We start from the raw sequence: 24,390 nt of genomic DNA, 5'->3' as shown, positions 1-24,390 counted from the left end.
AACGAACTGAACTGATGAAAAAGTCACACGAAAAAATAGAATTGCTAGAAAAAATAGCCAACGGAATTACCTGGTGGATAGGCTCAATACCTTCTTTAATTGCTCATACTCTGTTTTTTTTAATCTCATTTTTACTTCCCATTCTCAATATAGTTGAGTTTGACAAAATGCTTTTGATACTTACTACAGTAGTTTCTTTAGAAGCTATTTATCTTGCCATTTTTATCCAGATGTCGGTAAATAAAAGCCATGAAAAAATTGAAGATATCCAGGAAGATATTGAAGACATTCAGGAAGATATTGAGGAAATCAGCGAAGACATCGAAGAAATTAGTGAAGATATTGAAGAGATTAACGAGGATATTGAGGATATTCAGGAAGATATTGAAGAGATCAATGAAGAAGAAGATGAGGACGACCATAATGAACGTGCAAAAAACGTAATCCTGAAAAGCAATGTCAGCAGTAATAAAAACGAAATAAAATTTCTGAAAGATAAAATTACAGAGCTTCAGAATAAAATTGACGAGATGAAAAAAGACTAATCATCTCTGTTTCTAATATCAATTCCTTATTTAGAGATTAAAAAGAGATTAAATTTTTAAGTTAAAATTTAATTAAATTACTATCTGATTATCAATAATTAGCATATAAGAGTATTTTAAGTCATAAAAAATTGGTATTTTTGGACAAACAATTCCAAAATGTTAAATTATAGATTAAATAATTACTCTAAATTAAGTTTTTTTCTACTTTTTCTTATTGGGTTTACTTCTTATGCCCAGAAAAGGTCAGTTAATGATAAGAAAGCAAAGCCTTCTGCTGCAAAAGCAGGCGATTTAATTGATGTAAATGTTGCTTCTTATCCTCAAAGTGCTTTTACTCCTACTCAATTGGTTACCAATGTGCTTGTAGGTTCTGGTTCCACTTGTGCTGCTCCCAATATTTCAAACGTAACAGTTTCTCCTAATCAAGCTGTAACTATGAATGACAGATTTTGGGGATATTTTAATAAAACTACGTCTAATTTTCCCTTTCAGGAAGGTATTGTTCTTACAACAGGTTTTGCCAGAAAAGCGGGGAATAATCCTGAGGCAAATGTTTTGAGTGACGGGAATGGTGGAGGAAGTGATCCCGATCTGATTGCAGCTATTGGAGCTACTACCACCATTAATAATGCAGCCATTTTAGAATTTGATTTTGTTCCTTCCAGTACGCAGATGAAGTTTAATTATATTTTTGCTTCTGAGGAATATACCGGTTCATTTCCATGTCCGCCTACGCAGTATGATGATGCTTTTGCATTACTGCTGAAGCCTAATACACCAGGTTCAACCTATACCAATCTGGCTGTTTTGCCAGGAGGAGCAGGACCTGTTTCTGTAACGAATATTTTACCATCAAGTTTTTCTTGCGGACCCATTAATGGAAATTATTTCGGATCTCTTTCTCCTAATGCAACCAATTACAATGGTATTACTGCACCACTTACGGCAGAAGCAACAGTGATACCGGGTCAGTCATACCATATCAAAATGGTTGTGGCAGATGCAAGAGATTCAATATACGGTTCTGCTGTATTTCTACAAGCAGGATCTTTTGATATAGGACTAAGTATTGTAGACGGGGCAGGAAATCCTTTGCCTGAAACAATTAATGTCTGCGATAATACTCCACAGGTTTTAACGGCTCTCACCTCTGCTGTTCCTGGAACTACATATCAATGGCTGAGAAATGATGTTCCTATTCCGGGCGCAACAAATGTATCTTATACAGCGACATTACCGGGAGTCTATAAAGTTCAGGTAACACTTCCGGGATCTACATGTCCTGTAGAAGCAACGATTACCATTATCGGGGGTACTTCACCGGCTGCACAAAACGCAACATTGAAGCTTTGTGCTACTCCTGCTGTAAGCAGTTTTAATCTGAATGATGCAAAGCCGCTAATCAGTACAGCGACGGGTGCGGTATTCCGTTTTTATACCAATCAGGCAGATGCACAGCTTCAGAACAATAATTTTATTCCGGAAGCTGCTTTGTTATTATATAATGCAAACGATGGTCAGGTTCTGCATGTTGTTGTTTCTGATGGAGGTTTTTGCAGCAGGCTGGTTACTTTAACATTAAGAAAAGAAGATACTCCTGTTGCTCAGCTTGTGAGTACAAAACTCAGCATCTGTGTAGGAGAATCTGCAACACTTACTGCATCTGGGGGCGTTACTTATCAATGGGAAGGATTCTCCGGAACGGGAGCTGTAAGAAATGTTTCTCCAACGCAAACGACAACATATACTGTTTATGCAATCGGAGCTCAGGGTTGCAAATCTTTACAGCCTGCAATAGTTACAGTGGAAGTAGTCCCTGCAATTAAATCAAATTTAACAGGAGGCTACATCTGTGCAGGTGACAGGATTACTTTAGATGCAGGTGCAGGACCAGGTTATTCTTATACATGGAGTAACGGAGTAACAGGTCAGACTCTTGTTGCTGACAGTCCGGGACTGTATTTTGTAGATATCACCAACGGAGTTTGTACCAAGAGATTTACTACAGAAGTAAAATTAGCTACAATTCCGGAAATTGTAAACGTAGATTACAATCAAAACGGGACTTTAATTGTAACTGCTTCAAGTCTAGGCGGCGGAGTTTTAGAATATTCTGCAGATAATGGGGTAACATGGCAGAATTCAAATTTATTCAATAATATTCCAAGCAACACGATTGTTTATATAAGAGTTAGAGTAAAAAATACAAGCTGTGTAGGTTATCTTGAATACTTTACTTTTATGATGCAGAATGTGATTACACCTAACGGAGATAATGTGAATGATAAAATTGACTTCAGAGGAATAAGTGATTACAATAAATTTCAGGTAGTTATTTCAGACCGTTACGGAAGAGAAGTTTATAAATCTGATAAAACAAGACCTTTCTGGGACGGATATTTTCAGGGAAAAAAATTGCCAACCGCATCTTATTGGTATCAGATTACATTTGAAGATCCTGCCAGTAAACAGCTTACAGTAAAAACAGGCTGGATTTTACTTAAAAATATAGAATAGCATTTATAAAAGATTATTAAAAAGACCGAGAATATCGGTCTTTTTTGATATTATAATTTCAGATAATTTATATTGAAGCTTATAATTGCGATAATGTAATTGATTTTCAACTAAATTTTAATTAAAAAAATAGTATTTTTGTTCAAAATAGCTAAAATGTTGAATAACATATTTAAAAATATACTCTATATTTTCGTTTTTTTGCTAATTGGTAATCAGGCTTTTCTTTCACAACAGCGTTCAGTTAAGCAGTTAAGCAAAGCTTCCAGTCAAACAATGAAAGCAGGAGCATTTATTGATGTTAATACTCCTGCTTATGTGGAGTCTTCATACAGTATTACTCAGCTTGTAACAGATGTTTTAATTGCAGGTGGCTCCAATTGCTCTACAGCAAATGTTTCCAATGTTGTTGTTTCTCCCAATCTTCAGGCAAGCAGTCAAAACAGAAGTTGGGGATTTTTTAATAAAGGAACGACCAATTTTCCTTTTGCTAAAGGAATTGTTCTTACCACTGGGCATGCAAGAAAAGCAGGAAATACATTTCAGGCAGCACAGTTGGGTGACGCATTAGGAACACAGGGAGATATAGACCTTGCTACAGCATTAAATATTCCTAATAATATGCTCGAAGATGCAACTTATATAGAATTTGACTTTGTACCTACTTCCACAGAGGTAAGTTTCAGATATTTGTTTGCTTCTGAAGAGTATGACAGCAACTTTCCGTGTCAGTTTGTTGATGGTTTTGCGCTTTTATTAAAGAGAGTCGGCGATCCTACTTATACCAATCTGGCAGTTTTGCCGGGCGGTGCGGGTCCTGTGAGTGTTAGAAATATTCGTCCTGCAACACAGTTTAGTGGTGCACCTCTTTCCTGCGGAGCTTTAAATGCTGCATATTTTGGAGGGTATAATAATGCCGCCATTGAAACGAACTTCAATGGTCGTACAGTTCCATTAACTGCTACAGCAACGGTAATTCCGGGTCAGACTTATCATTTTAAAATGGTCCTTGCAGATTATGATGATTCCACTTATGACTCCGGTGTTTTCTTAGAAGCCGGATCTTTTGATATTGGTGTGAAAATTTTAGATCCTGCAGGGGTGCAGCTTCCTGATTCAATCAATGTCTGCGATAATACACCAACAACATTTACTGCTTCAACGCAGATTGCGGGAGCAACTTATCAGTGGTTTTTGGGTCCTAATCCAATTCCAGGAGCAACGAATGCTTCTTATACCGCCACTCAACCGGGAGTTTATAAAGTTGAGGTTACTATTCCTGGAAATTCGTGTCCCGGAACAGCTACTATAACAGTCATTGGAGGCACATCTCCTACAGTTCAGAACGCTACACTTACAAGCTGTTACGCAGCAGGAAATGTAAACTTTAATCTTACCGCTGCTCAGACAGCTATAAGCACAACTCCGGGAGCAACATTTTCATATTATCTGAATCAAGCTGATGCAAACCTGGGAAATACAAATACCATCAATTCTCCAACGACTTTTTCAAGCGCAGGCGGTCAGACTATTTATGTTTTGGTGAAAAGTGGATTTTGTTCACGTGTTGCTCAGCTTCAGCTGGTTAAAGCTCCTGAAATTGCGGTAAATATTGCAAATCCGGCAGTTTTAACATGTACTACTAATCAGGTTACGCTCAATGCTTCAGGATCTGTTTTTCCTGCAGGTTCTACATTTTCATGGACTGCAGCAGGGGGAGGTAATATTGTTTCCGGAGCTAATACACTAAATCCTGTAGTAAATTCTGCGGGAACTTATACATTAACAATTTCCAATACTTATCAGCCTGGAAATGTAAGCTGTACAGCTACAGGTACGGTAAATGTGGTTGGAAACAGTACTCCGCCGACTACAGGTCTTACAGCGAGTAAAATATTGATCTGTCAGGGAGAATCTGTAACACTTACTGCAACCGGAGGAGCTACCTATAATTGGGCAACACTTCCTGGAACAGGAAATATACAAACAGTAACACCTGCTACAACTACTACCTACAGTGTAACGGCCGTGGGAGCAAATGGTTGTGTTTCTACTGCACCTGCAACTATTACCATTGAAGTATCACAGCCAATTACTGTACAAAACGCAACAATTTTAAAATGTTATCAGCAGGGAAGTATTACTTATGACTTAACATCAGCACAGAGTAATATCACAACTTCTGCAACGGCAACTTTTGCATATTACATAAATCAGTCAGATGCTAATGCAGGTAATACGAATACAATCGGAAATGTGACTAATTTCCAAAGTGCAGGAAATCAAACGATCTATGTAGTGGTAAAAAATGGTGGTTGCAGTTATGTTGTAACTTTACAGCTATTAACGACAGCGCCTACCAATTTATCTATTGCAGCTCCGCAAACCATTACATGTACTCTTCCTCAGGTTACACTCAATGCATCTGGATCTACTATACCAACAGGATCTACAATTCAGTGGACTACTACAGGCGGAAATATAGTTTCCGGTGGAAATTCTCTTAATCCCGTAGTGAATGCGGGAGGTACTTATACATTAACGGTGTCTAATGTTACAGCACCTTCTGGATTAAATTGTACATTTACTGCATCAGTTACTGTGACTGAAAATAAAACCCTTCCGGTTGCAAATGTTGGTGCATCTGTTCCGCAAATCTGTCCGGGCGAATCAGTGACACTCACTGCGACTGGTGGAGTTTCTTACATTTGGTCAAATTTAACAGGAACAGGGAATACTCAGGTTGTATCACCTGCAACAACTACAACTTATACAGTTACAGCAATCGGTGCTAATGGATGTGTATCTGCAAATCCCGCTTCTGTTACAGTGATCGTAGGACCTCCTACTGCAATTGTTGCAGCATCCAAATCAAAAATATGTGCAGGTGAATCTGTTACATTAACGGCAAGCGGTGGCTTTACTTATAATTGGGTAGGACTTACGGGAACCGGTAACACACAGATTGTTTCACCAACAGTAACTACAACGTATCAGGTTTTTGCTTTGGGAGGGAATGGCTGTGTTTCCAATACTCCGGCAACAATAACTATTGAAGTTGTTCCGGCAATTGTCTCAACATTAAAAGATGTATACGTTTGTCAGGGTGACGCAGGAACTTTAGATGCAGGACCAGGACCAGGATATACTTATGTATGGAGTACAGGACAGACTACTCAGACTATTACAACCAATGTGCCTGGTTCATATTCTGTAACCATCAGCAACGGAACCTGTTCCAGACTTTTTACGGCACAGATTATTAATCCGGACTTACCTCAATTCAGCAATATCGTATATAATGATGGGGTATTGACGCTTACTACAACAAATCCTACCGGTGGAATTTTAGAATACTCAATTGACGGAGGAGTTACATGGCAGCAGTCTAATATTTTTTATAATGTAATGAAGAATATCAGTTATAATATTCAGGTAAGGGTTCAGGGGGCGCAATGTAGTACTTCAATAGAGTTTTTCACGTTTGTTATCAGCAATGCAATTACTCCGAATAGCGACGGAATAAATGATTATATTGATTTCAGCGGAATAAGTGGATACAAAAACTTTGCAGCATCTATTTTTGACAGATATGGAGCAGAATTATTTAAAGCGGATAAATCAAACACAAGATGGAATGGTTCTCTGAAAGGAATAAATCTTCCAACAGCTACCTATTGGTATCGGGTACAATGGGAAAATCCTGCAAGCAAAAAGCTTGAGCTAAAATCAGGATGGATTTTGTTAAAAAACAGAAATTAATTATAATAAAAGAGTTGTTCACTATGAATAACTCTTTTTTTTTATAAAAAATACAGTTATTAATGATGTTTTATCAAAAAATAATTAAATTTGATGAAACAATATTATTATGAGGAGAATTTTACTAATTTTTTCATTATTGCTAATAACAACGAACCATTACTATTCTCAAACTCCTGAGTCTAGAAAACCGCAGAAAAAAACGCTCTCTGCAATGTCAAAAAAAGCAGGGGCTTTTATTGATGTAAATGCACCAGGCTATCCGGAAACAGATTTTTCTCCGTTGCAGCTTGTGAAAGATGTATTAATATCATCAGGGACAAATACATGTTTAGTTCCCAATGTTTCTAATGTAACAGTAACTCCTAATTTACCTGTTACCAACAATAACCGATCTTGGGGCTATTTTCACAGAGGAACTACCAACTTTCCTTTCAAAGACGGGATCATCCTATCCACAGGCTTTGCTAGAAATGCAGGAAATACAGGCGCAACCGGAACATTAAGTGATAATAATACAGGGGGAAGCGATCCTGATCTTGCCGCAGCAATAGGAGTTTCTGGTACTCTTACGAATGCTGCTGTACTTGAATTTGATTTTGTACCTACAACTTCTCAGATTAAATTTAATTATTTACTGGCATCTGAAGAGTACACAGGTTCTTTTCCGTGTAGTTATGCAGATGCTTTTGCATTATTATTGAGACCGGTAGCCGGAGGACCGTATGTTAACATGGCTGTTCTTCCGGGTGGAGCAGGTCCGGTGAGTGTAACAAATATTCGTCCTGAAATTCCGGGATCTTGCGGAGCAGCAAACCCAGCTTATTTTGGAGGTTTTAACACAGCCAATATTGAAACTAATTTTTACGGAAGAACGATTCCGCTTACTGCAACTGCAACGGTAGTACCGGGACAGGCTTATCATTTTAAAATGGTTGTTGCTGATTTCGGACCTTTTGGTGCGGATTCCTCTTATGATACAGCAGTATTTTTAGAGGGCGGCTCATTTAATATCGGGGTAGAATTATTAGATAATACAGGGGCAACTTTACCTAATGAAATTAATGTATGTGATAAAGTTCCTACTGTCTTAACGGCTTCTGTTAATGACCCTATTATGACTTTTCAGTGGTTCTACGGAACGACTCCTATTCCTGGAGCTACTACCAATACGATTACAGCAATAGAACCGGGAGTATATACTGTTGAAGTAAGTGTTCCGGGGAATCCGTGTCCAGGAAAAGCATCTATTACGATTAACGGAGGAACTACACCTCTCGGGCAGAATGCAACGTACCTGCTTTGTAGTACACCGGATATTACCACCTTTGATTTGAACGGAGCAAAACCGCTCATGAGTCCGACGCCCAATGCTACGTTTCATTTTTACGAGAATTTAGCTGATGCTCAGGTAAAAAATAATGCTTTTATTACTAATGTAGCCAACTATAACGGAGCTGACGGACAGATTTTATATGTCGTTATTTCCGATGGAGGATTCTGTAGTGTTTTGGTTGAACTTACGCTACACCGTGAAGTTACCCCTGTTGCAGGATTATTGCCAGACAGAATAAGGGTTTGTGCAGGAGAAACAGTTACGCTTACAGCATCAGGCGGTGTTACTTATGAATGGGTAAATTTTACTGGAAGCGGAAATACACAAACCGTTCCTGTTTATCAGACCACTACATTTGAAGTTTATGCAATCGGAACAAAAGGTTGTAAATCATTACAGCCTGCCAGATTTACGGTAGAAGTAATTCCTGCAGTAAGCACTACTTTGCAGGATGTTGAGATGTGTATTGGCGACAGTTTAGTCTTAGACGCGGGTGCGGGAGATAATTATTCTTATTTATGGAGCACGGGTGCCACTACACAGACGATTACGGTTACAGAATTAGGTATCTATAAAGTTATTATAAAAAATGGAATCTGCGAAAACGAATTTACTGTTAAAGTTCACGGAGCAGCATCTCCTTATATTACCAGCCTGAATTACGAAAACAATATCCTTACTGTAACTGCAGCAAACCCTACCATAAACAATATTTCTGTAAATCTGGAATATTCTTTAGATGGAGTTTTGTGGCAGGATTCTAATGTCTTTACGGGTCTTTTAGATAATACAAACTACACAGTAAGAGTTCGTTCCAAAGGCACAAGCTGTGCCGGAAGTATTGAATTCTTCACTTTACAGATCAACAATATCATTACCCCTAATCAGGATGGTGTGAATGATGTTTTAGATTTAACGTCTTTAACGGGCTTCAAAAATTTCAATGGTTCTATTTATGACAGATATGGAGTTGAGGTTTTCAGATTTACAAAAGAAACGCCAATCTGGAACGGAACTGTTGGAGGTAAAAAATTACCTACTGCAACCTACTGGTATAAATTCAACTTTGAGTACAGCAAGTCTAAAACTCAAATGAACAGGTCAGGATGGATTATGCTGAAAAACAGAGAATAAAAATAAATTTTAACAAACAAAAAATGCCTTTCAAATCTGAGAGGCATTTTTTTGTTTTTAGATGTTGTCTTTCCAGAGTCTTGTAAACAAAATAAAGTCTGAAACACTAAGTTCTTCAGCTCTTTTATCTAAAAATTCATGAGTTTTTAAAGCATCAGGAATAGTAAGAATTTTCAGGGCATTGGAAAGTTTTTTTCTTCTTTGGTTAAAACCTGCTTTTACAATTTGTTTAAAAAGAATTTCGTTTCCGGTAAGTCCTTCTTTGGGATTTCTTGTCAGTTTAATCACCCCCGACTTTACTTTAGGAGGAGGATTGAATACATTTTCATGTACTGTAAAAAGATATTTCACATCATAATAAGCCTGAATCAAAACTGACAGAATGCCATAATCTTTCGTTCGCGGCACCGCTGCCGTTCTTTCAGCCACTTCTTTCTGAAACATCCCTACCATTTCGGGAATCAGCTCATAATGATCTATAATTTTGAATAAAATCTGAGAAGAAATATTGTATGGAAAGTTGCCGATAATTGCAGTTTGTTCCTGAGGAGAATCCAAAAAATCATACTTCAGAAAGTCACCTACAAAACTTTTTTCGGTGATTTTTGAATAATTGTTTTTAAGATATTCAATAGATTCATGATCAATCTCTGCAAGATAAAGGTGCTGTTCTTTTTCAATGAGATATTTGGTAAGAACTCCCATTCCCGGACCCACTTCAAGGATGTTGCTGTAATTATCAAAACTCAGTCCCTCAACAATTTTCCTTGCGATATTTTCGTCAGTCAAAAAGTGTTGACCGAGATGTTTTTTTGCTTTTACACTCAAAGTTTTTTATGATTTCGTTAACAATGATTTTCTTTAATTCGTCCCAAATTTCGGAAGTTTTTTTCTAATTTAGCCAAAAATTTTAATATTAATGGCTAAATCGGTAGATGACTTTAATAAGAGAAGGCTTAGATCCAGCAATATTACCGTAGTAGTAAGTATTGCTCTGGTATTGTTTTTACTGGGATTAATGGGACTTATTCTGATCAATGCACAGAAATATTCGGATTACCTTAAAGAACAGCTTGTAGTAAACGCATACTTTGATGAAAACTATGATATTAAAGATTCTGCTAAAATAGCTAAGCTGGAAGCTGATGCAGTACAGCAAATTCAGAAAATGGAATCTGTAAAGCGTACCAAGTATATTTCAAAAGCAATGGCAACCGCTGAAGCCAAAAAAAGTCTGGGAATTGATACAGAAGCATTGTTTGAAGACGATATTTACCCTGCTTCCGTAGAAATTGCACTGAAACCGGAATATAATGATTCTATTAAAATTACAGGTGTTCTCCAGCAGATAAAGGCGGTTCCGGGAATCACCGATGTAAAAAACGATTCAGATTCACAACAGATTTATGATAAGCTTAATAAAATTTTAAAGTGGATTTTAGCTTTTTGCGTACTGTTTTTAGTATTGGCAATTGTTCTGATTAATAATTCTATCCGTCTTAAAGTTTTCTCAAAAAGATTTATTATCAAAACAATGCAGCTTGTAGGAGCTAAACGCAGGTTTATTTTAACACCATTCATTAAAGAAGCTATTATTTTAGGATTATTGGGAGCTGTGATTGGATTAATGGCACTGTCAGGAATCTGGTATTACTTTACTACAACCATCAAGACGCCTTTTGTACAGGATACCAATCAGTATATCTGGCTCGTTTCGGGAGTATTTGGAGTAGGAATATTCATTACGGTTTTAAGTACAATCATTGCAACATGGAGGTTTTTGAGATCTAATGTTGATGACTTATATTATTCATAAAAAATGAGCAAAAAAACAAATAAATTCTCTGCTACAGACTTTGGAAGCGAGACGGAAGCACCGAAGGAAAATAACTTTTATTTCGGAAAAGATAATTTCAAGTGGATGCTGATCGGCATTGCATGTATTGTAGCCGGTTTTCTGCTGATGATGGGACCAGATGCCAATACTGTGGACGGTAAGTTCAATCCTGATGTCTGGAATGATGATATTTTTTCCATCAGAAGAATAAGAATAGCACCGCTGCTTATCGTCATAGGATTTGGAATAGAAGTCTACGCGATTTTGAAAAGAAAATAGAAATATAATTTTTTTATAGAGATTAAGAAGTTCAGAATTTAAGGCAAGTGTCTTAATACCTAAATTTCTTAATCTTTTAATTTAATCACCAAAAATGGATTTAGTAAAAGCAATCATTATTGCCATCATAGAAGGACTTACAGAATATTTACCAATTTCATCTACTGCTCACATGGGATTTACAGCCAGCTTATTGGGGCTGAAAGAAGATGAGTTTCTCAAAATGTTTCAGGTTTCTATACAGTTTGGTGCCATTCTGTCTGTGGTAGTAGCTTATTGGAAAAAGTTTTTTGATCTGAAAAATCTGCAGTTTTATTACAAACTTGGCTTTGCCGTAATTCCGGCTTTGGTTTTGGGATATATTTTTGATGATATGATAGAGTCTGTTCTTGGCAACCAGATTGCAATTTCTACAGTTTTGGTATTAGGAGGGGTGATCCTGTTATTTGCAGATCAATGGTTCAAAAATCCAGTTGTTCATGACGAAAAAGGAATTTCTATTAAAAAAGCAGTGACAATTGGCTTTTGGCAATGCCTTGCAATGATGCCGGGAACCAGCAGAAGTGCAGCTTCTATTATTGGTGGAATGACGCAGGGATTATCAAGAAAAGCAGCCGCCGAATTTTCTTTCTTTCTGGCAGTTCCTACCATGTTAGCGGTAACAGTTTATTCGGTTTTTGTGAAAACCTGGGGCAAAGAAACAGGAAACCCGATGAAAGGTTACGAAATGATTTTAGAATCTCAGGAACACATCACCATCTTTATTGTAGGTAATATCGTAGCATTTGTGGTGGCATTAATTGCCATCAAAGCGTTCATCGGAGTTTTAAACAAATACGGTTTCAAACCTTGGGGATGGTATCGTATTTTTGTAGGAATTGCTTTGCTGATTTATTTTTACTGGTTCAAATAATACTTCCGGAATAAATTATTAATAATGATTTGGGCAGCAATTTCCGTCTTCCACTCCCGCTTTTTTGCCTTCGTTTCTCTTCGGCAAAAAGAGCTCCGTTCAAGCCGGGCTGCAAAGTAGTGCTTATCAATATATGAACTTCAATAATAGTACAGATCTAAAGATATTAACATAGAAATGACAGCCGAAGAATTACAGTCAGGACACATATTTTTATTAGACAAGCCTTTAGATTGGACTTCTTTTCAGGCGGTCAATAAAATGAAATATAAGCTCAAAAGAGAATTTAATCTGCCGAAAAAATTCAAAATAGGTCATGCAGGGACTTTAGATCCGAGAGCAACGGGCCTTCTCATTGTATGCACAGGTAAATTCACCAAAAAAATTCCTGAAATTCAGGACGCACCTAAAGAATACTGGACAGAAATTAAAATCGGTGTACAGACTGAATCTTACGACACCGAAAAACCTGAAATTCTTCATCAGGATATTTCAAATATTACAGAAGATAATGTAAAAAGTGTTTTAGATCAGTTTTTGGGTGAAATAGACCAAAAGCCACCCATTTTTTCTGCCATTAGAATTGATGGCGCAAGAGCGTATAATCTGGCAAGAGCAGGAGAGGAAGTAGAGATGAAATCCAGGAAAACAACCATTCATTATATAAAAGATGTTGAAATCAATTTTCCTCTGGTGAGTTTTACGGTAGGCTGTTCAAAAGGTACTTATATCAGAAGTTTAGCCCACGATATTGGTCAGAAACTGGATGTTGGAGCTTACCTTACTCAATTGAGAAGGACAAAAATCGGGGATTATACCGTTGAGGATGCCACAGATCAGTTTTTAAGTAATGATTACAGATTTAGTCATGAATAAATTTTGATAAGTTTTAAATAATTATTCTACGAAACAATTTTTCTAATGGAAAAAACACGTATCAACAAATATCTTTCAGAAGTAGGTTATTGCTCAAGAAGAGCTGCGGATAAACTTTTAGAAGAAGGCAGAATAAAGATTAATGGTAAAATTCCTGAACTCGGAACAAAAATTTCAGACGAAGATCTTGTAGAAGTTGACGGGAAACCTATCCGTGAACCTCAGGAAAAGCATGTGTATATTGCATTCAACAAACCTGTGGGAATAGTTTGTACTACAGACACCAAAAGAGAAAAAAACAATATTGTAGATTATATCAATCATCCGAAAAGAATTTTCCCGATCGGAAGGTTAGATAAACCAAGTGAAGGTCTTATTCTTCTTACTTCGGATGGAGATATCGTTAATAAAATCCTTCGGGCAAGAAATAATCACGAAAAAGAATATCTTGTAAGAGTTGATAAGCCCATCAATCCTAAATTTCTGGAGAAAATGAGGAACGGAGTTCCTATTTTAGACACTGTTACCAAAAAGTGTGAAGTAGAAAAAATTGATGATATGACCTTCCGTATTGTATTGACACAGGGCTTAAACCGTCAGATCAGAAGAATGTGTGAATATCTGGGATTTGAAGTAAAAAAACTGAAGCGTATCAGAATTATGAATATCAAATTAGATTTACCTGTTGGAAAATGGAGAGATCTTTCAGATGAGGAAATGAATACGCTTAATCATCTTTTACAGGATTCCAGCAAAACTTTTAATTAAACTAAAAACGAATACGACGATTGTTCATCAATCTTCTTTCACAACTGCTTCACGTTCCCCGTCTTCTTTTTTTCCTTCTTCAATCATTTCTTCTGCTTCCTTTTTTTCTTCAGGATCGGCTGTTTCAACCTTTTCTTTCTGTTCAGTGTTTTTATAATCAATAAAGAATTCACAATAAACCGGAAGATGATCTGAACCAAAATTTTCTAAGGTTTTTAGTTCTTCAATAAAAATATCTTCGCTGTGAAACATCAGATCAATGGGAAATCTGAATAATTTATATTTTGCATGAAATGTTGATACAAAAGCACGACCAATTCTGGGATCAATCAGTTCGCTCGTTTTTCTGAATAAAATGGAAGATTTAGACCACGCTACATTATTAAAATCTCCTACAACAATTACTGGCTTGTTAATTTCTATAACTCTTTTTGCGGTACATAAAAGATCGCCGTCTCTTTCCTTAGATGTTTCTTCCTCAGTGGGACTCGGTGGTGGCGGATGAATTCCGAAAAATACGAATCTAAAACCGTCATCAGTTTTCAAGTGTGCTTCAATGCTCGGAATGTCATCTGCAACGAAAAAGTGGGTTGTAGATTCTTCAATTTTAATTCTGGAATAAAAATGCATTCCGTAGGTGTTTTCCAGCGTTACTTTATGGTGATATGGATAATCTTTTTCCAAAACCCGTAAAGCGTTTTCCCAATCGCTGTTACTTTCCATTGTTAAAAACATCTCAGGTTTACAGTTGTTGATAAGATCAATAAATCTTTGATAATCTGTATTGAACTGATAAATATTGGCAGATATAAAATGAACTTTTTTAGATGAATTTTTTCCACGCTCATGTTTTCTTACCCGGTAAAGTGGTGTGTATTTGACGAGAATCAGACCGTGATATACAATAAGCAACAGAAGAAACCCCTGAAAATACCAAAAATATGAGATTGAACTTTTGATCGCAAAGCCCATCAGAAAAACCAAAAATGTAATAATGGTTACCTGAATTTTCCCAAAATCAGGAACTCTGAAAACCCAATGCTGACTTGGGATTCTGGGAAATGCAGAAAAAAGAAACAACAGTATAACAAGAATATAATAAACAGTCGGCATGTAATTTAATAAAGAGATAAATTTAAGCTATTTTTGGCTGATTTTATAATAATCAGATTTAAACTTTATTCATTAAAACAAAAACTGTTCTCAAATTTTTTTAATTTTAGACTTTTAATGATTATTTCAAAAAATTGCTTTATTTTGAATAGTAACCTAAAAAATATCCTTGATATGAGAAAAAAAATGCTATATATATTTATTCTGATAAGCAGTTTCTGCTTTGGACAGACTTCTGATGAGCATTCTGTGAAGGAAGTCATCAATTCGTTGTTTACAGGAATGAAAAATACAGATGCTGAAACAGTAAAAGCTTTGTTTACAGATCAAGCGATACTGCAGACAATTACCAAAGATGGGAATGTAAAAACAGATGATGTGAGAGAATTTCTTTCTTCATTTTCTAAATTTTCTAAAAATGATCTGGACGAAAGAATAGTTTTTAAAAATATCAGCATTGATGGTGATTTGGCAAGTGTTTTCACGCCATATTCGTTTTACTTTAAAGGCAATTTTTCACATTGCGGAGCCAACAGCTTTCAGTTGATAAAACAAAACGGAACATGGAAAATCCATTATTTGATTGATACCAGAAGAAAAGAGAACTGCAAAGAAATTTTAAAATGAAAATCCATCATATCGCTGTTATCTGCTCAGATTACGAAGTTTCTAAAAGGTTTTATACTGAAACTTTGGGCCTAAATATTCTTCAGGAAGTTTACCGCAAAGAGAGACAGTCTTATAAATTAGATTTGGGAATAGGAGAGGAATATGTCATCGAACTTTTTTCATTTCCTAATCCTCCAGATCGACCTTCAAGACCGGAAGCCTGCGGATTGAGACATTTGGCATTTTCTGTAGAAAACATTCACAATAAAAGGGAAGAATTGATTGGTAAAGGCTTAAAATGCGATGAAATTCGTATTGATGAATTCACCGGAAAAGAATTTTTCTTTACGCAGGACCCTGATGAATTGCCACTGGAATTTTATGAATCATAGACCTGAACATACAGCGCTCAGAGATCAATCTAAGATTATTTAATATCGAATATTAAAACTTCAAAATCAAATTCTAACTTGCGTATCCTGCAAAAAAACTAATTGCCATAATTGCCAAAACAATCATGGAAATTACAACATATACATAATCTTTTTCTTTCAAATATCCAATCAGGGCAAAAATAATCCTCATTAACGGGGTAAAGATCAGCATCAGAATTCCAAGCTGAATAATTGCCATTCCCTCACCTTTCATCAAGGTTTCCCAAAAATGGCTCCAGACTTTTTCTGAAGAATTTCCCATTTCAAGCATGGTGTACTTTCTCGGCATCTTAAAGCCTTCCATAAAAAGCTTTACAAAACCGATCAAAGAAGTGGTAACCGACAAAATAACTCCTAAACGAAGAAGATTTCCTACGGAACGGTTGAGGTCTATATCTGTAAAATCTTTTCTCATGAGAAATTGCTTCTGATCCCGTTATACATCATATATACCGATAGAATCGTAATTACTATAGCGAAAAATGTTTTCAGTTTTTTTGTTTTGGAAACCATTAATGTTTTAGATCCTATAAAACTTCCTACCACTACACCCACCAAAACCGGAGCTACAATGACAGGGATGATTTCGCCTCGTTGAAAATAGATCAGTGAGCTTGCAACCGCAGTTACTCCGATCATAAAATTACTTGTTGTCGTAGAAACTTTGAAAGGAAGTCTCATCATATTGTCCATTGCCAAAACCTTCAACGCCCCGGAACCGATTCCTAGAAGTCCGGACATAGCTCCTGCAAACATCATCATAAAAAAACCGGGAATTGTATTTCTTGCAGCATAGCTTTTTATAACTCCTTTATCGGGAAAAGTTCCGTATAATTTAAGTCGGTCTTCAAGACTTCCTTTGATTAAAGGTTCCTGATGATCCGGCTTTCCTTTTAGATTCAATATCACGGTCAGCAAAAGAATGCTGGCAAAAATAATTCCGATGGTATTGGGATTCAGCATTCCGGAAACCAAAGCTCCTACGATAGCTCCTGCTGTAGTGGCTATTTCCAGAAACATTCCGATCCGCATATTGGTAAATCCTTCTTTTACAAAAGCCACCGCAGCTCCGGAAGAGGTTCCGATTACCGAAATAAGAGATGCGCCAATTGCATAATGCATCGGAACTCCGAAACCCAGTGTCAATAAAGGGATGATGATAACCCCGCCTCCTAAACCTGTAAGTGAACCTAAAAGACCTGCTGAAATAGCGCCAAGAAAAAGTATGATAATCTCCGACATGTTACAAATATAAAACTATTGAGGTTTTCAGACAAACAAACTTCAAAGTTTATTTTTTGCCGTATTTTTGCACCATGAATACTTCATTAAAACTCTTCTACGTGATTTTGGGAGCAACTCCCCAAGGCAGAAATATTGAGCAGCACGATGTTTTTTTTGGCATTGCAGAAAGCCTTAGAGAACTTGTTCCGGACATGAAAGAATTCTGGAAGGAAGCGAAAGGGAATATTCATATCGACGGTTATCAGGAAGTGCGGTTTGCGGATGGATTTGAGATTAATATTATTGAAAAGACTGATCAGGTGTCAGAAAACCAACTGTATTTTATCAATCTGGGTGGTTATAAAGCAGGCTTTTTTCAGGAGTTTCACGAGCAGCATTTAATGGTAGGAAATTCTATGGCTGAAATTGTAAAAAAAGCAAAAAAGACCCAGTTCTATAAAACGATGGGCTTTGAAGGTGCAGTAAGTCATATTGACGACAAACACGGAGTTGATATTGATGATATCTTTAAAGTAAACGATATTCTTCCTCAAAAAATGAAAGAAAAATATTCAATTGTTTTGACAAAACCTGAGGCAGAAAACCAGGAGAATATAACAAAGATCGGATATTTTAAAATTGACAAAGTATAGTTTCTTTGATCATTAAATAAACTTAATAATAAATCATAATAAAAATGAAAATAGGAATCTTAGGAGGCGGTCAGCTGGGACGAATGCTGATTCAGGAAGCGTTGAAATACGACGATGAATTTTATACATTAGATCCGGCTTATGATGCGCCTTGTCATAATATTTCATATTTTACTCAAGGAAACTTCAATGATTACGAAACTGTTCTTGAATTTGGAAAAGATAAAGATGTAGTTACCATCGAGATAGAACATGTTAACGCTGATGCTTTGGCTGAACTTGAGAATCAAGGAATAAAAGTAGTTCCCAATTCCAAAATTATTAAAACAATTCAACAGAAAATACTTCAGAAAAAATTCTATCAGGAGCATAATATTCCAAGCCCTGAATTTGAAGTGATGGATGGAAGTTCTGACGAGATAAAAATGCCGCTCCCTTTCGTACAGAAAATGAATACAGGCGGTTATGACGGAAAAGGAGTTCAGGTAATCCGTACCAATGAAGATATGAAAAACCTTTGGACTCAGGATTCCGTTCTTGAAAAACTGGTGGATATTGATAAAGAACTTTCGGTAATTGTTGCCAGAAACGAAAACGGAGAAACCCAGACTTTCCCGGTAACGGAAATGGTGGCAGATCCGAAATTAAATTTGCTTGATTTTAATATTTGTCCGGTATTGTTGAGTAAAGATGTTGAGAATCAGATTAATTCTATAACTGAGAAATTTCTTAATGCAGTCAATTCTCCGGGACTTTTTGCCATTGAATTGTTTTTGGATAAAGAAGGAAAAGTCTGGGTAAATGAAACTGCTCCGAGGCTTCATAATTCGGGACATCAAAGTCAGGAAGGAAATGCCAATTCACAGTTTGAGCAGATGTATCGTGTTGTGAAAAATTTACCTTTAGCAGATACCGATACTCTTACATTCAGCGGAATGCTTAATCTTGTAGGAGCAGAAGGATATTCCGGAAAAGTAATTTATGAAGGAATGGAAGAAGTGTTGCAATTACCCAAAACCTACGTTCATCTGTATGGAAAAACAGAAACCAAACCGGGACGAAAAATGGGACACATTAATGTTTTGGCAGATTCCAGAGAAGAACTGATGGAAAAATTGATTAAAGTAAAAGCAATGGTAAGAGTCATTGCTTAGAGAATTATAATATATTGATAGAGACTGTTTTTTGAACAGTCTTTTTTATTTATCAACTATTTTAGGATAATCTACCGACCATTTTTTTTCCTGCGAAATATAAATCAGATAAGGACCTTCGAAGCCATTGGGATAATAGAGTTCGTAATTTCCCATGTTGTCTTTCCTGTAAATTGGTCTTCCGGTCTCATCTTTCTGTAATCCTATTTTTTCTAAAGTCTGCCAGTCGTTTATTTCAGGGAGTTTACTGCTGGTTTTTTTATAGTTTTCTATATTCTGAATAATGATATTTCCATTTTCAATATCAGATTTTCTGGTGATTTCTATCGGAAGATTCCAGTAAATAGTCAAGGAAATGATAATTAAAACTATAACGGAAAGGGTGAAAATCAATGTTTTTTTCATTGCAATTGAGTTTTTATAAAGCTATTCAATTTTTTTCTTTTTAAACATTTCACGATTATAATTGATCACAAAAACTCCCAAAATAATAAAAAATGCGGCAATAATAAATTTAGCTGAAATTTGTTCACCTAAAAGAAGCCAGCTCAAAAATATGGAAATAATAGTATTCACATATGCTAAAATAGAAACCTGTACTGCAGAAACTCTCGTTAATGCATAGTGAAATGCAAAAAAAGCAGCTACTGATCCAAATATCGCCAGATAAATCATAGCCGAAATACTTTTTGCACTCCATTGGTCAAACTGATAATCATCTGTTAGCGAGAAAGCAAAGCAGAGCTGTATAATTCCTGCAAATATGAACTGGTAAAACAGATTTAGTGTAATATTTTTGCTCTGAATATTAAGTTTTTTGGTAAAAATGGTTCCGGAAGCCCATCCTCCGATGGCAATAATAAGATAAAAAATTCCCATTCTGTAGGCAGGATTTGCCATATCTGAAATTCCGTCCCAAAAGATAAACAGAATTCCAAAAAAACTTAATGCAACTCCTATTAAAGCCCGAATGCTGAATTTTTGCAATCCGAAAGCGACACTGCCGAGGAAGACAACAATTGGCGAACAGGCACTTATCAAAGATGTGAGGCTGCTGGTAACTTCTTCTTCAGCTACCGTAGTCATACCGTTGGCTACGATCAGCATTAATGTTGAAAAAATGATTTGATAGCCAAAGTTTTTCCACCCGATCCATTCTAGTTTTTTCTGATACAGTAAAATGATAAGCATGATAATTCCTGCCAAAAACTGTCTTATTCCTGCAACAAACCATGCCGGGATCGTTTCCACCGCCACTCTGATGCCCAAAAAAGTAGTTCCCCAGACAATGGCAACGGTGAAAATCGCTAAAGTGAGTTTGTAATTTTTCAAAGTAAAGCGAATCAAAGTGAAGCTGCAAAGGTATTTATTTTAAAATGAATAAAATATGATTGGCAGTTTTGTATTGGTTACCTGTATGTTAATATTGCCTAATTTTAGTTAAAATTTAGGGTAATTTATAAATCAGTCCATTTTCTTATCTTTGAACATCTAATAAATTTAAAAAAATGATAGGAATCATCATGGGAAGTCAGAGCGACTTACCGGTAATGGAACAGGCAGCAAATTTTCTGAAATCTTTAGACATTCCGTACGAACTGACCGTAGTTTCTGCACACAGAACTCCTGAAAGAATGTTTGATTATGCGAAATCAGCCAAAGAAAGAGGTCTTAAAGCAATCATCGCAGGAGCAGGCGGTGCGGCGCATCTTCCGGGAATGGTGGCAAGTTGTACTACTTTGCCTGTAATTGGGGTTCCTATTTTATCCAGCAATTCTATTGATGGATGGGACTCTGTTTTATCTATTTTACAAATGCCTGGTGGAATTCCGGTAGCAACAGTCGCTTTAAACGGAGCTTTGAATGCCGGTATTTTAGCCGCTAAAATTTTAGGAAGCGGAGATGAAAATGTAGCCGAAAAACTTCGGGTTTACCAGGATTCTTTGAAAGATAAGGTTTTAGGAACTGTGGATGACATTAAAACGAAACATCCGAATTTGTATGATCTTTAACTTCGGACTATTTTTATAATTAAGATTATTTTTTACCACAACGAACACAATATTTATTCATAAACTTATAAGTATTGTGTTTTTGGTGAAATCTTTCTTGCGGCTGGTTAATCCATAGTGTGATAAATAACGAATATTCAAAATTTTTGAAGTTAATACACAAGAAAAAAACACCGCATTTAAAATGTAGAAAGGTTTAGCTCATATTTTTCTTTAAATTCGTAATATAATAAGAAGGAGTTACGCCCGTTAATTTTTTGAAAGCAGTTACAAAAACTTTAGGCGAAGAAAAACCGCTTTCTTCTGCCAGATAATTAATTTTAAACTCCCTGTATTGCTTATTTTCATATAGCTTGTGGATAATATAATTGATTCTTAAATCATTAATGTAATTGTTGAAATTTTTATTAGTGCTTGATTTTATGACAGCTGAAAGAGATTTTGGGTTGGTCTTGAACTGACTGGAAAGATAACTTAGTGTGATGTCATTTTTAAGAAATCCAAGATTTTTTTCAAATCTATCCATTTTTTTTATTATTTTATGATAGGTTTCTTCAGGAATATTGAATGTATTTACTTTTTCGTCAGAAGCCAATTCAGTGTCTAAACTCTTAATCTCTTTTTCATTTTTAATACTTTCTATAATTGCTAAGTAATTTGAATGAATTTTTTTGTTTCTGTGTTTCCAGAGGAATAAAAAACATAAAGCAATAATAAGTATTGTTGCTCCGCTAACGTAAAGCACCAAATTATGTTTTTTGGCATTATCATCCTCTTTCTTTTTAAGAACTTTTTCAAGCGACACAGTTTTTTTATTTCTTTCAGAGATTTCTATACTATCATTTAAAGCAATATATTTATTTATATATTTTTCGTATTCTTCTTGTTTTCCTAGCTCTGAATATGATTTTGCAATGTGTTCAAAAGCAATTCGCCTAGAAAAAGGATCATTTTTTTTCTTTTGTATTTCTAACGATTTTAATCCGAAACGTATGGATTCTTTGTAGTTTTTATCATTATAATAGAATAAGCATAAATATGAAAGAATTTGTATTTCATTTCCAGGTAATAATTTGGTTTTAGAAGTTTCATATAGATTTCTGGCTTTTTCATAATAAACTCTTGATGAATTTATGTCAGAAGGTTTAGAGGTTAAGTAAGATTGACCTAAATTAAAATTTAAGCTTATAAGCCAATCATTTTTTATTCCAGTTTTTGATAATCTACTTTTATCTGATATTTTTTCTGCCTCCTGCAATGCTTTTTTAGTGTAATGAATGACAGAGTCTTCATTGGCTGTAACGCTATTGGTATGATAATTAGCAATGTAAAGATACATTGTAGATTTTTTATAATACTTTTCATCACTTTCTGGGAATTTTTCAATAGCGTTATTTGCTTTCAGATACTCATTATACCCTTCTTTTGGCAAACCTATATCTACAAGACACTGTCCTTTGGATCTATGGAATAGATAGACATCTTGATCATTTCCATATTCTAGAACATAAGATTCTATTTCATTTGCAAGTTTAATTGCGTTATCGTAATCAAATTTTCCTATGTAGGAAATTATCAGACAGCTTCCACTTCTTATTATCCCTTTATTGTATTTAATTTTTTTAGAATCTTTATAACACTCCAAAGCTATTTTGATAGATTTATCAATGGAAAGAGTTCTTCTGTGCTCTGAACTTTTTATTCTTCTGTCAATATCATCAATCGTTGGGACTTTATTAAATGAAAAAAGCATAAAAAAGAGAGCCGTTAATAAAATAATTTCAAGACATTTTTTTATAGGGAAGCGTGTAGAATTTACTTTCATATATTTAAAATTTTATCATCGTTAAAAATCTGTTTTCAGTTTTGTAAAAGTAATTATTAATCGTTATTTATCATTCTTCATTTCGCACATTCTGAAACTTGATGAAATATTACATAATACTAGTGTAAAATTCGTTAATTAGATATTAAACAAAAGTGATTTAAGGTGTTGACTATCAGTTGTGCTTAATTGTAAAATGTGATTTTTTTATTGTTGTTTTTTTAAGTAAATATAGCATACCTAAATACGGAATTATTCTCTACAACCTCTATTTTATGGCATAGGCAAATTATATATTTGTGCAATAAAACATGACTTAGTTATGATTAATTGATTTAAATTATTTTTTTTAAATGAATATGATAATTTTTAGTTAGGTCTAAATTTTAATGATAAATAAAATTACAAATGCTGTAAAAAGAACATATGAATAATTAAAAAGTGTGTGAGAACACTATAGTTTTTATTGTTCAAATTAACAGATTAAACACAATTCTATAATATAAATTCTTTTATTAACATTATTTAATTTAGGATGCTAAATCTTCATTATTTAAAAAAAAACATAATGAAGATTAGCTTTTTAAAAGAAAATATTCGATACAGTTTAACGCTATAGCATCTTATTTATAAAAAAATCAAAATGTCGAATCTTACCAATAACAGACTTAACACTACTTTAACCTCACAGCAGGTTGATGAAGTAAAAACAGCAATCCAAATCATATATTCTAATATGCCCTTTCTTTTGGGGTTAACAGTAGAAGAAAGAATAGCACTTCCAAAAATCAATGTTGCCAATAAGGCATTTGCAGAAGATGCCATTAATGCCATTACGAACAATACAGAGATGTTACCAGGCTATCTGAAGGTAGCCGATATGCAAACAGATTTACAGCTCTTTACTCAACTGGATGAGATATCCAGCTTAGTACGTCAGCTTTTAGAAAAAATAGAAGATACTCAGATTCTTGCAGGAAGCGAAGCTTATGTATCTGCACTGGTAGGTTACAAACTTTTTGGTGCTGCAGCCAGTGCGGGTATTGCAGGTTCAGATGCAGTTTATGATAGTTTAAAAGCCAGATTTGCTTCGGCATCTGTTCCCAAGAAAGAAGCAGCTTCTGAGTCTGATGATTCTGATAATTAAATATTGATAATAAGTAGTCAGGGGTACTATATAGGGTACCCCTATCTACCAAAAACCGAAAAGTGGTTACCCATATACTATATAAAAGAGGCATTAAATCGGTTCGTCTTGCTTTTTGGGTAAGTTATCCCGCCCGATAGCTTCTTGTATCTTGCTTTAGATCAAGCTTGGCGAGCTAAAAACAGATATTCCCCGGTTATTTGGGTAGACAGAATACACTCAAAGCTTCTCAACAGAAGGTTTTAACTT

The 24,390-nt window shown here is 35.3% G+C and carries 22 protein-coding genes; 15 read left to right on the top strand and 7 right to left on the bottom strand.

What is annotated here, in order from left to right:
• Window positions 1-14: 14 nt before the first annotated feature.
• From AC0NBN_RS08480 to AC0NBN_RS08465, 4 genes are all read left to right on the top strand, one after another.
• Entirely contained in the window at window positions 15-545 is a 531-nt protein-coding gene (locus tag AC0NBN_RS08480) for a DUF1003 domain-containing protein (RefSeq protein ID WP_143885370.1), read from the top strand.
• Between the two features lie 159 nt (window positions 546-704).
• On the top strand, window positions 705-3,065 hold the full coding sequence (locus tag AC0NBN_RS08475) for a choice-of-anchor L domain-containing protein (RefSeq protein ID WP_160812187.1): 2,361 nt from the start codon (window positions 705-707) through the stop codon (window positions 3,063-3,065).
• Between the two features lie 156 nt (window positions 3,066-3,221).
• Entirely contained in the window at window positions 3,222-6,827 is a 3,606-nt protein-coding gene (locus tag AC0NBN_RS08470; protein WP_160812188.1) for a choice-of-anchor L domain-containing protein, read from the top strand.
• A gap of 214 nt (window positions 6,828-7,041) precedes the next feature.
• Window positions 7,042-9,297: a choice-of-anchor L domain-containing protein gene (locus AC0NBN_RS08465; protein ID WP_228430147.1), complete on the top strand. Its 2,256-nt coding sequence runs from the start codon at window positions 7,042-7,044 to the stop codon at window positions 9,295-9,297.
• Window positions 9,298-9,354: 57 nt separating this feature from the next.
• On the opposite strand, the gene rsmA is transcribed toward AC0NBN_RS08465, so the two are convergent.
• Window positions 9,355-10,125 carry a 16S rRNA (adenine(1518)-N(6)/adenine(1519)-N(6))-dimethyltransferase RsmA gene (gene rsmA / locus AC0NBN_RS08460; RefSeq protein ID WP_160812190.1) on the bottom strand — a complete coding sequence of 257 codons (771 nt, stop codon included), beginning with the start codon at window positions 10,123-10,125 and terminating at the stop codon, window positions 9,355-9,357.
• Between the two features lie 91 nt (window positions 10,126-10,216).
• On the opposite strand from rsmA, the gene AC0NBN_RS08455 reads away from it, so the two are divergent.
• The 5 genes from AC0NBN_RS08455 to rluF all read left to right on the top strand — a co-directional run bounded on the left by AC0NBN_RS08455 (window position 10,217) and on the right by rluF (window position 13,970).
• On the top strand, window positions 10,217-11,113 hold the full coding sequence (locus AC0NBN_RS08455) for a permease-like cell division protein FtsX (protein ID WP_160812191.1): 897 nt from the start codon (window positions 10,217-10,219) through the stop codon (window positions 11,111-11,113).
• Window positions 11,114-11,116: 3 nt separating this feature from the next.
• A complete protein-coding gene (locus AC0NBN_RS08450; protein ID WP_143885364.1) occupies window positions 11,117-11,413 on the top strand; it encodes a DUF3098 domain-containing protein in 297 nt (98 codons plus the stop codon).
• A 94-nt stretch (window positions 11,414-11,507) separates the two neighbouring features.
• On the top strand, window positions 11,508-12,326 hold the full coding sequence (locus AC0NBN_RS08445) for an undecaprenyl-diphosphate phosphatase (RefSeq protein WP_160812192.1): 819 nt from the start codon (window positions 11,508-11,510) through the stop codon (window positions 12,324-12,326).
• A 177-nt stretch (window positions 12,327-12,503) separates the two neighbouring features.
• Window positions 12,504-13,202 carry a tRNA pseudouridine(55) synthase TruB gene (gene truB, locus AC0NBN_RS08440; RefSeq protein ID WP_143885362.1) on the top strand — a complete coding sequence of 233 codons (699 nt, stop codon included), beginning with the start codon at window positions 12,504-12,506 and terminating at the stop codon, window positions 13,200-13,202.
• A 45-nt stretch (window positions 13,203-13,247) separates the two neighbouring features.
• Window positions 13,248-13,970, top strand: a complete 723-nt coding sequence (rluF, locus tag AC0NBN_RS08435) for a 23S rRNA pseudouridine(2604) synthase RluF (protein WP_160812193.1) — start codon at window positions 13,248-13,250, stop codon at window positions 13,968-13,970.
• A 27-nt stretch (window positions 13,971-13,997) separates the two neighbouring features.
• Here the strand turns inward: rluF and AC0NBN_RS08430 are convergent, their stop codons facing one another.
• A complete protein-coding gene (locus AC0NBN_RS08430; protein ID WP_160812194.1) occupies window positions 13,998-15,083 on the bottom strand; it encodes an endonuclease/exonuclease/phosphatase family protein in 1,086 nt (361 codons plus the stop codon).
• A gap of 174 nt (window positions 15,084-15,257) precedes the next feature.
• Here AC0NBN_RS08430 and AC0NBN_RS08425 point away from each other — a divergent pair, with 174 nt between their 5' ends.
• Both AC0NBN_RS08425 and gloA2 read left to right on the top strand, forming a co-directional pair.
• A complete protein-coding gene (locus tag AC0NBN_RS08425) occupies window positions 15,258-15,710 on the top strand; it encodes a nuclear transport factor 2 family protein (RefSeq protein WP_160812195.1) in 453 nt (150 codons plus the stop codon).
• Entirely contained in the window at window positions 15,707-16,084 is a 378-nt protein-coding gene (gene gloA2 / locus AC0NBN_RS08420) for an SMU1112c/YaeR family gloxylase I-like metalloprotein (protein ID WP_160812196.1), read from the top strand. The genes AC0NBN_RS08425 and gloA2 overlap by 4 nt, the downstream gene beginning before the upstream one ends.
• Window positions 16,085-16,157: 73 nt before the next feature.
• On the opposite strand, the gene AC0NBN_RS08415 is transcribed toward gloA2, so the two are convergent.
• Both AC0NBN_RS08415 and AC0NBN_RS08410 read right to left on the bottom strand, forming a co-directional pair.
• Window positions 16,158-16,541 carry a DUF1634 domain-containing protein gene (locus AC0NBN_RS08415; RefSeq protein WP_160812197.1) on the bottom strand — a complete coding sequence of 128 codons (384 nt, stop codon included), beginning with the start codon at window positions 16,539-16,541 and terminating at the stop codon, window positions 16,158-16,160.
• Window positions 16,538-17,368, bottom strand: a complete 831-nt coding sequence (locus AC0NBN_RS08410) for a sulfite exporter TauE/SafE family protein (protein ID WP_130915219.1) — start codon at window positions 17,366-17,368, stop codon at window positions 16,538-16,540. The genes AC0NBN_RS08415 and AC0NBN_RS08410 overlap by 4 nt, the downstream gene beginning before the upstream one ends.
• A 74-nt stretch (window positions 17,369-17,442) precedes the next feature.
• Between AC0NBN_RS08410 and AC0NBN_RS08405 the strand changes: the two genes are divergently transcribed.
• Together AC0NBN_RS08405 and AC0NBN_RS08400 are read left to right on the top strand one after the other, a co-directional pair.
• Window positions 17,443-18,003: a DUF1543 domain-containing protein gene (locus tag AC0NBN_RS08405; RefSeq protein ID WP_143885356.1), complete on the top strand. Its 561-nt coding sequence runs from the start codon at window positions 17,443-17,445 to the stop codon at window positions 18,001-18,003.
• Window positions 18,004-18,047: 44 nt separating this feature from the next.
• A complete protein-coding gene (locus AC0NBN_RS08400; RefSeq protein WP_143885355.1) occupies window positions 18,048-19,157 on the top strand; it encodes a 5-(carboxyamino)imidazole ribonucleotide synthase in 1,110 nt (369 codons plus the stop codon).
• 45 nt (window positions 19,158-19,202) lie between these two features.
• Here AC0NBN_RS08400 and AC0NBN_RS08395 read toward each other — a convergent pair whose 3' ends face one another.
• Together AC0NBN_RS08395 and AC0NBN_RS08390 are read right to left on the bottom strand one after the other, a co-directional pair.
• Window positions 19,203-19,562: a hypothetical protein gene (locus AC0NBN_RS08395; RefSeq protein ID WP_160812198.1), complete on the bottom strand. Its 360-nt coding sequence runs from the start codon at window positions 19,560-19,562 to the stop codon at window positions 19,203-19,205.
• 21 nt (window positions 19,563-19,583) lie between these two features.
• Window positions 19,584-20,489 carry an EamA family transporter gene (locus AC0NBN_RS08390; RefSeq protein WP_160812199.1) on the bottom strand — a complete coding sequence of 302 codons (906 nt, stop codon included), beginning with the start codon at window positions 20,487-20,489 and terminating at the stop codon, window positions 19,584-19,586.
• A gap of 176 nt (window positions 20,490-20,665) precedes the next feature.
• Here AC0NBN_RS08390 and purE point away from each other — a divergent pair, with 176 nt between their 5' ends.
• Entirely contained in the window at window positions 20,666-21,169 is a 504-nt protein-coding gene (gene purE / locus AC0NBN_RS08385; RefSeq protein ID WP_160812200.1) for a 5-(carboxyamino)imidazole ribonucleotide mutase, read from the top strand.
• Window positions 21,170-21,365: 196 nt separating this feature from the next.
• Here purE and AC0NBN_RS08380 read toward each other — a convergent pair whose 3' ends face one another.
• Complete coding sequence (locus AC0NBN_RS08380) at window positions 21,366-22,994, bottom strand: AraC family transcriptional regulator (protein WP_160812201.1); 1,629 nt, start codon at window positions 22,992-22,994, stop codon at window positions 21,366-21,368.
• 643 nt (window positions 22,995-23,637) lie between these two features.
• Between AC0NBN_RS08380 and AC0NBN_RS08375 the strand changes: the two genes are divergently transcribed.
• Entirely contained in the window at window positions 23,638-24,141 is a 504-nt protein-coding gene (locus tag AC0NBN_RS08375) for a hypothetical protein (protein ID WP_160812202.1), read from the top strand.
• Window positions 24,142-24,390 lie beyond the last annotated feature (249 nt).

It is taken from the genome of Chryseobacterium sp. L12 (genome assembly GCF_056133985.1).
Note: the sequence above shows the minus strand (reverse complement) of the source record. Positions and strands in the feature narration are given on the sequence as shown.

Excerpts from the sequence above, each read along its gene's own strand:
- AC0NBN_RS08380 (WP_160812201.1), bottom strand. The coding sequence starts at position 22,994 with ATGAAAGTAAATTCTACACGCTTCCCTATAAAAAAATGTCTTGAAATT.
- AC0NBN_RS08405 (WP_143885356.1), top strand. The coding sequence starts at position 17,443 with ATGAATACTTCATTAAAACTCTTCTACGTGATTTTGGGAGCAACTCCC.
- AC0NBN_RS08430 (WP_160812194.1), bottom strand. The coding sequence starts at position 15,083 with ATGCCGACTGTTTATTATATTCTTGTTATACTGTTGTTTCTTTTTTCT.
- purE (WP_160812200.1), top strand. The coding sequence starts at position 20,666 with ATGATAGGAATCATCATGGGAAGTCAGAGCGACTTACCGGTAATGGAA.
- truB (WP_143885362.1), top strand. The coding sequence starts at position 12,504 with ATGACAGCCGAAGAATTACAGTCAGGACACATATTTTTATTAGACAAG.
- gloA2 (WP_160812196.1), top strand. The coding sequence starts at position 15,707 with ATGAAAATCCATCATATCGCTGTTATCTGCTCAGATTACGAAGTTTCT.
- AC0NBN_RS08465 (WP_228430147.1), top strand. The coding sequence starts at position 7,042 with ATGTCAAAAAAAGCAGGGGCTTTTATTGATGTAAATGCACCAGGCTAT.
- AC0NBN_RS08455 (WP_160812191.1), top strand. The coding sequence starts at position 10,217 with ATGGCTAAATCGGTAGATGACTTTAATAAGAGAAGGCTTAGATCCAGC.
- AC0NBN_RS08475 (WP_160812187.1), top strand. The coding sequence starts at position 705 with ATGTTAAATTATAGATTAAATAATTACTCTAAATTAAGTTTTTTTCTA.
- AC0NBN_RS08400 (WP_143885355.1), top strand. The coding sequence starts at position 18,048 with ATGAAAATAGGAATCTTAGGAGGCGGTCAGCTGGGACGAATGCTGATT.
- AC0NBN_RS08410 (WP_130915219.1), bottom strand. The coding sequence starts at position 17,368 with ATGTCGGAGATTATCATACTTTTTCTTGGCGCTATTTCAGCAGGTCTT.
- AC0NBN_RS08445 (WP_160812192.1), top strand. The coding sequence starts at position 11,508 with ATGGATTTAGTAAAAGCAATCATTATTGCCATCATAGAAGGACTTACA.
- AC0NBN_RS08395 (WP_160812198.1), bottom strand. The coding sequence starts at position 19,562 with ATGAAAAAAACATTGATTTTCACCCTTTCCGTTATAGTTTTAATTATC.
- AC0NBN_RS08415 (WP_160812197.1), bottom strand. The coding sequence starts at position 16,541 with ATGAGAAAAGATTTTACAGATATAGACCTCAACCGTTCCGTAGGAAAT.
- AC0NBN_RS08425 (WP_160812195.1), top strand. The coding sequence starts at position 15,258 with ATGAGAAAAAAAATGCTATATATATTTATTCTGATAAGCAGTTTCTGC.
- AC0NBN_RS08450 (WP_143885364.1), top strand. The coding sequence starts at position 11,117 with ATGAGCAAAAAAACAAATAAATTCTCTGCTACAGACTTTGGAAGCGAG.
- AC0NBN_RS08375 (WP_160812202.1), top strand. The coding sequence starts at position 23,638 with ATGTCGAATCTTACCAATAACAGACTTAACACTACTTTAACCTCACAG.
- rluF (WP_160812193.1), top strand. The coding sequence starts at position 13,248 with ATGGAAAAAACACGTATCAACAAATATCTTTCAGAAGTAGGTTATTGC.
- AC0NBN_RS08470 (WP_160812188.1), top strand. The coding sequence starts at position 3,222 with ATGTTGAATAACATATTTAAAAATATACTCTATATTTTCGTTTTTTTG.
- AC0NBN_RS08480 (WP_143885370.1), top strand. The coding sequence starts at position 15 with ATGAAAAAGTCACACGAAAAAATAGAATTGCTAGAAAAAATAGCCAAC.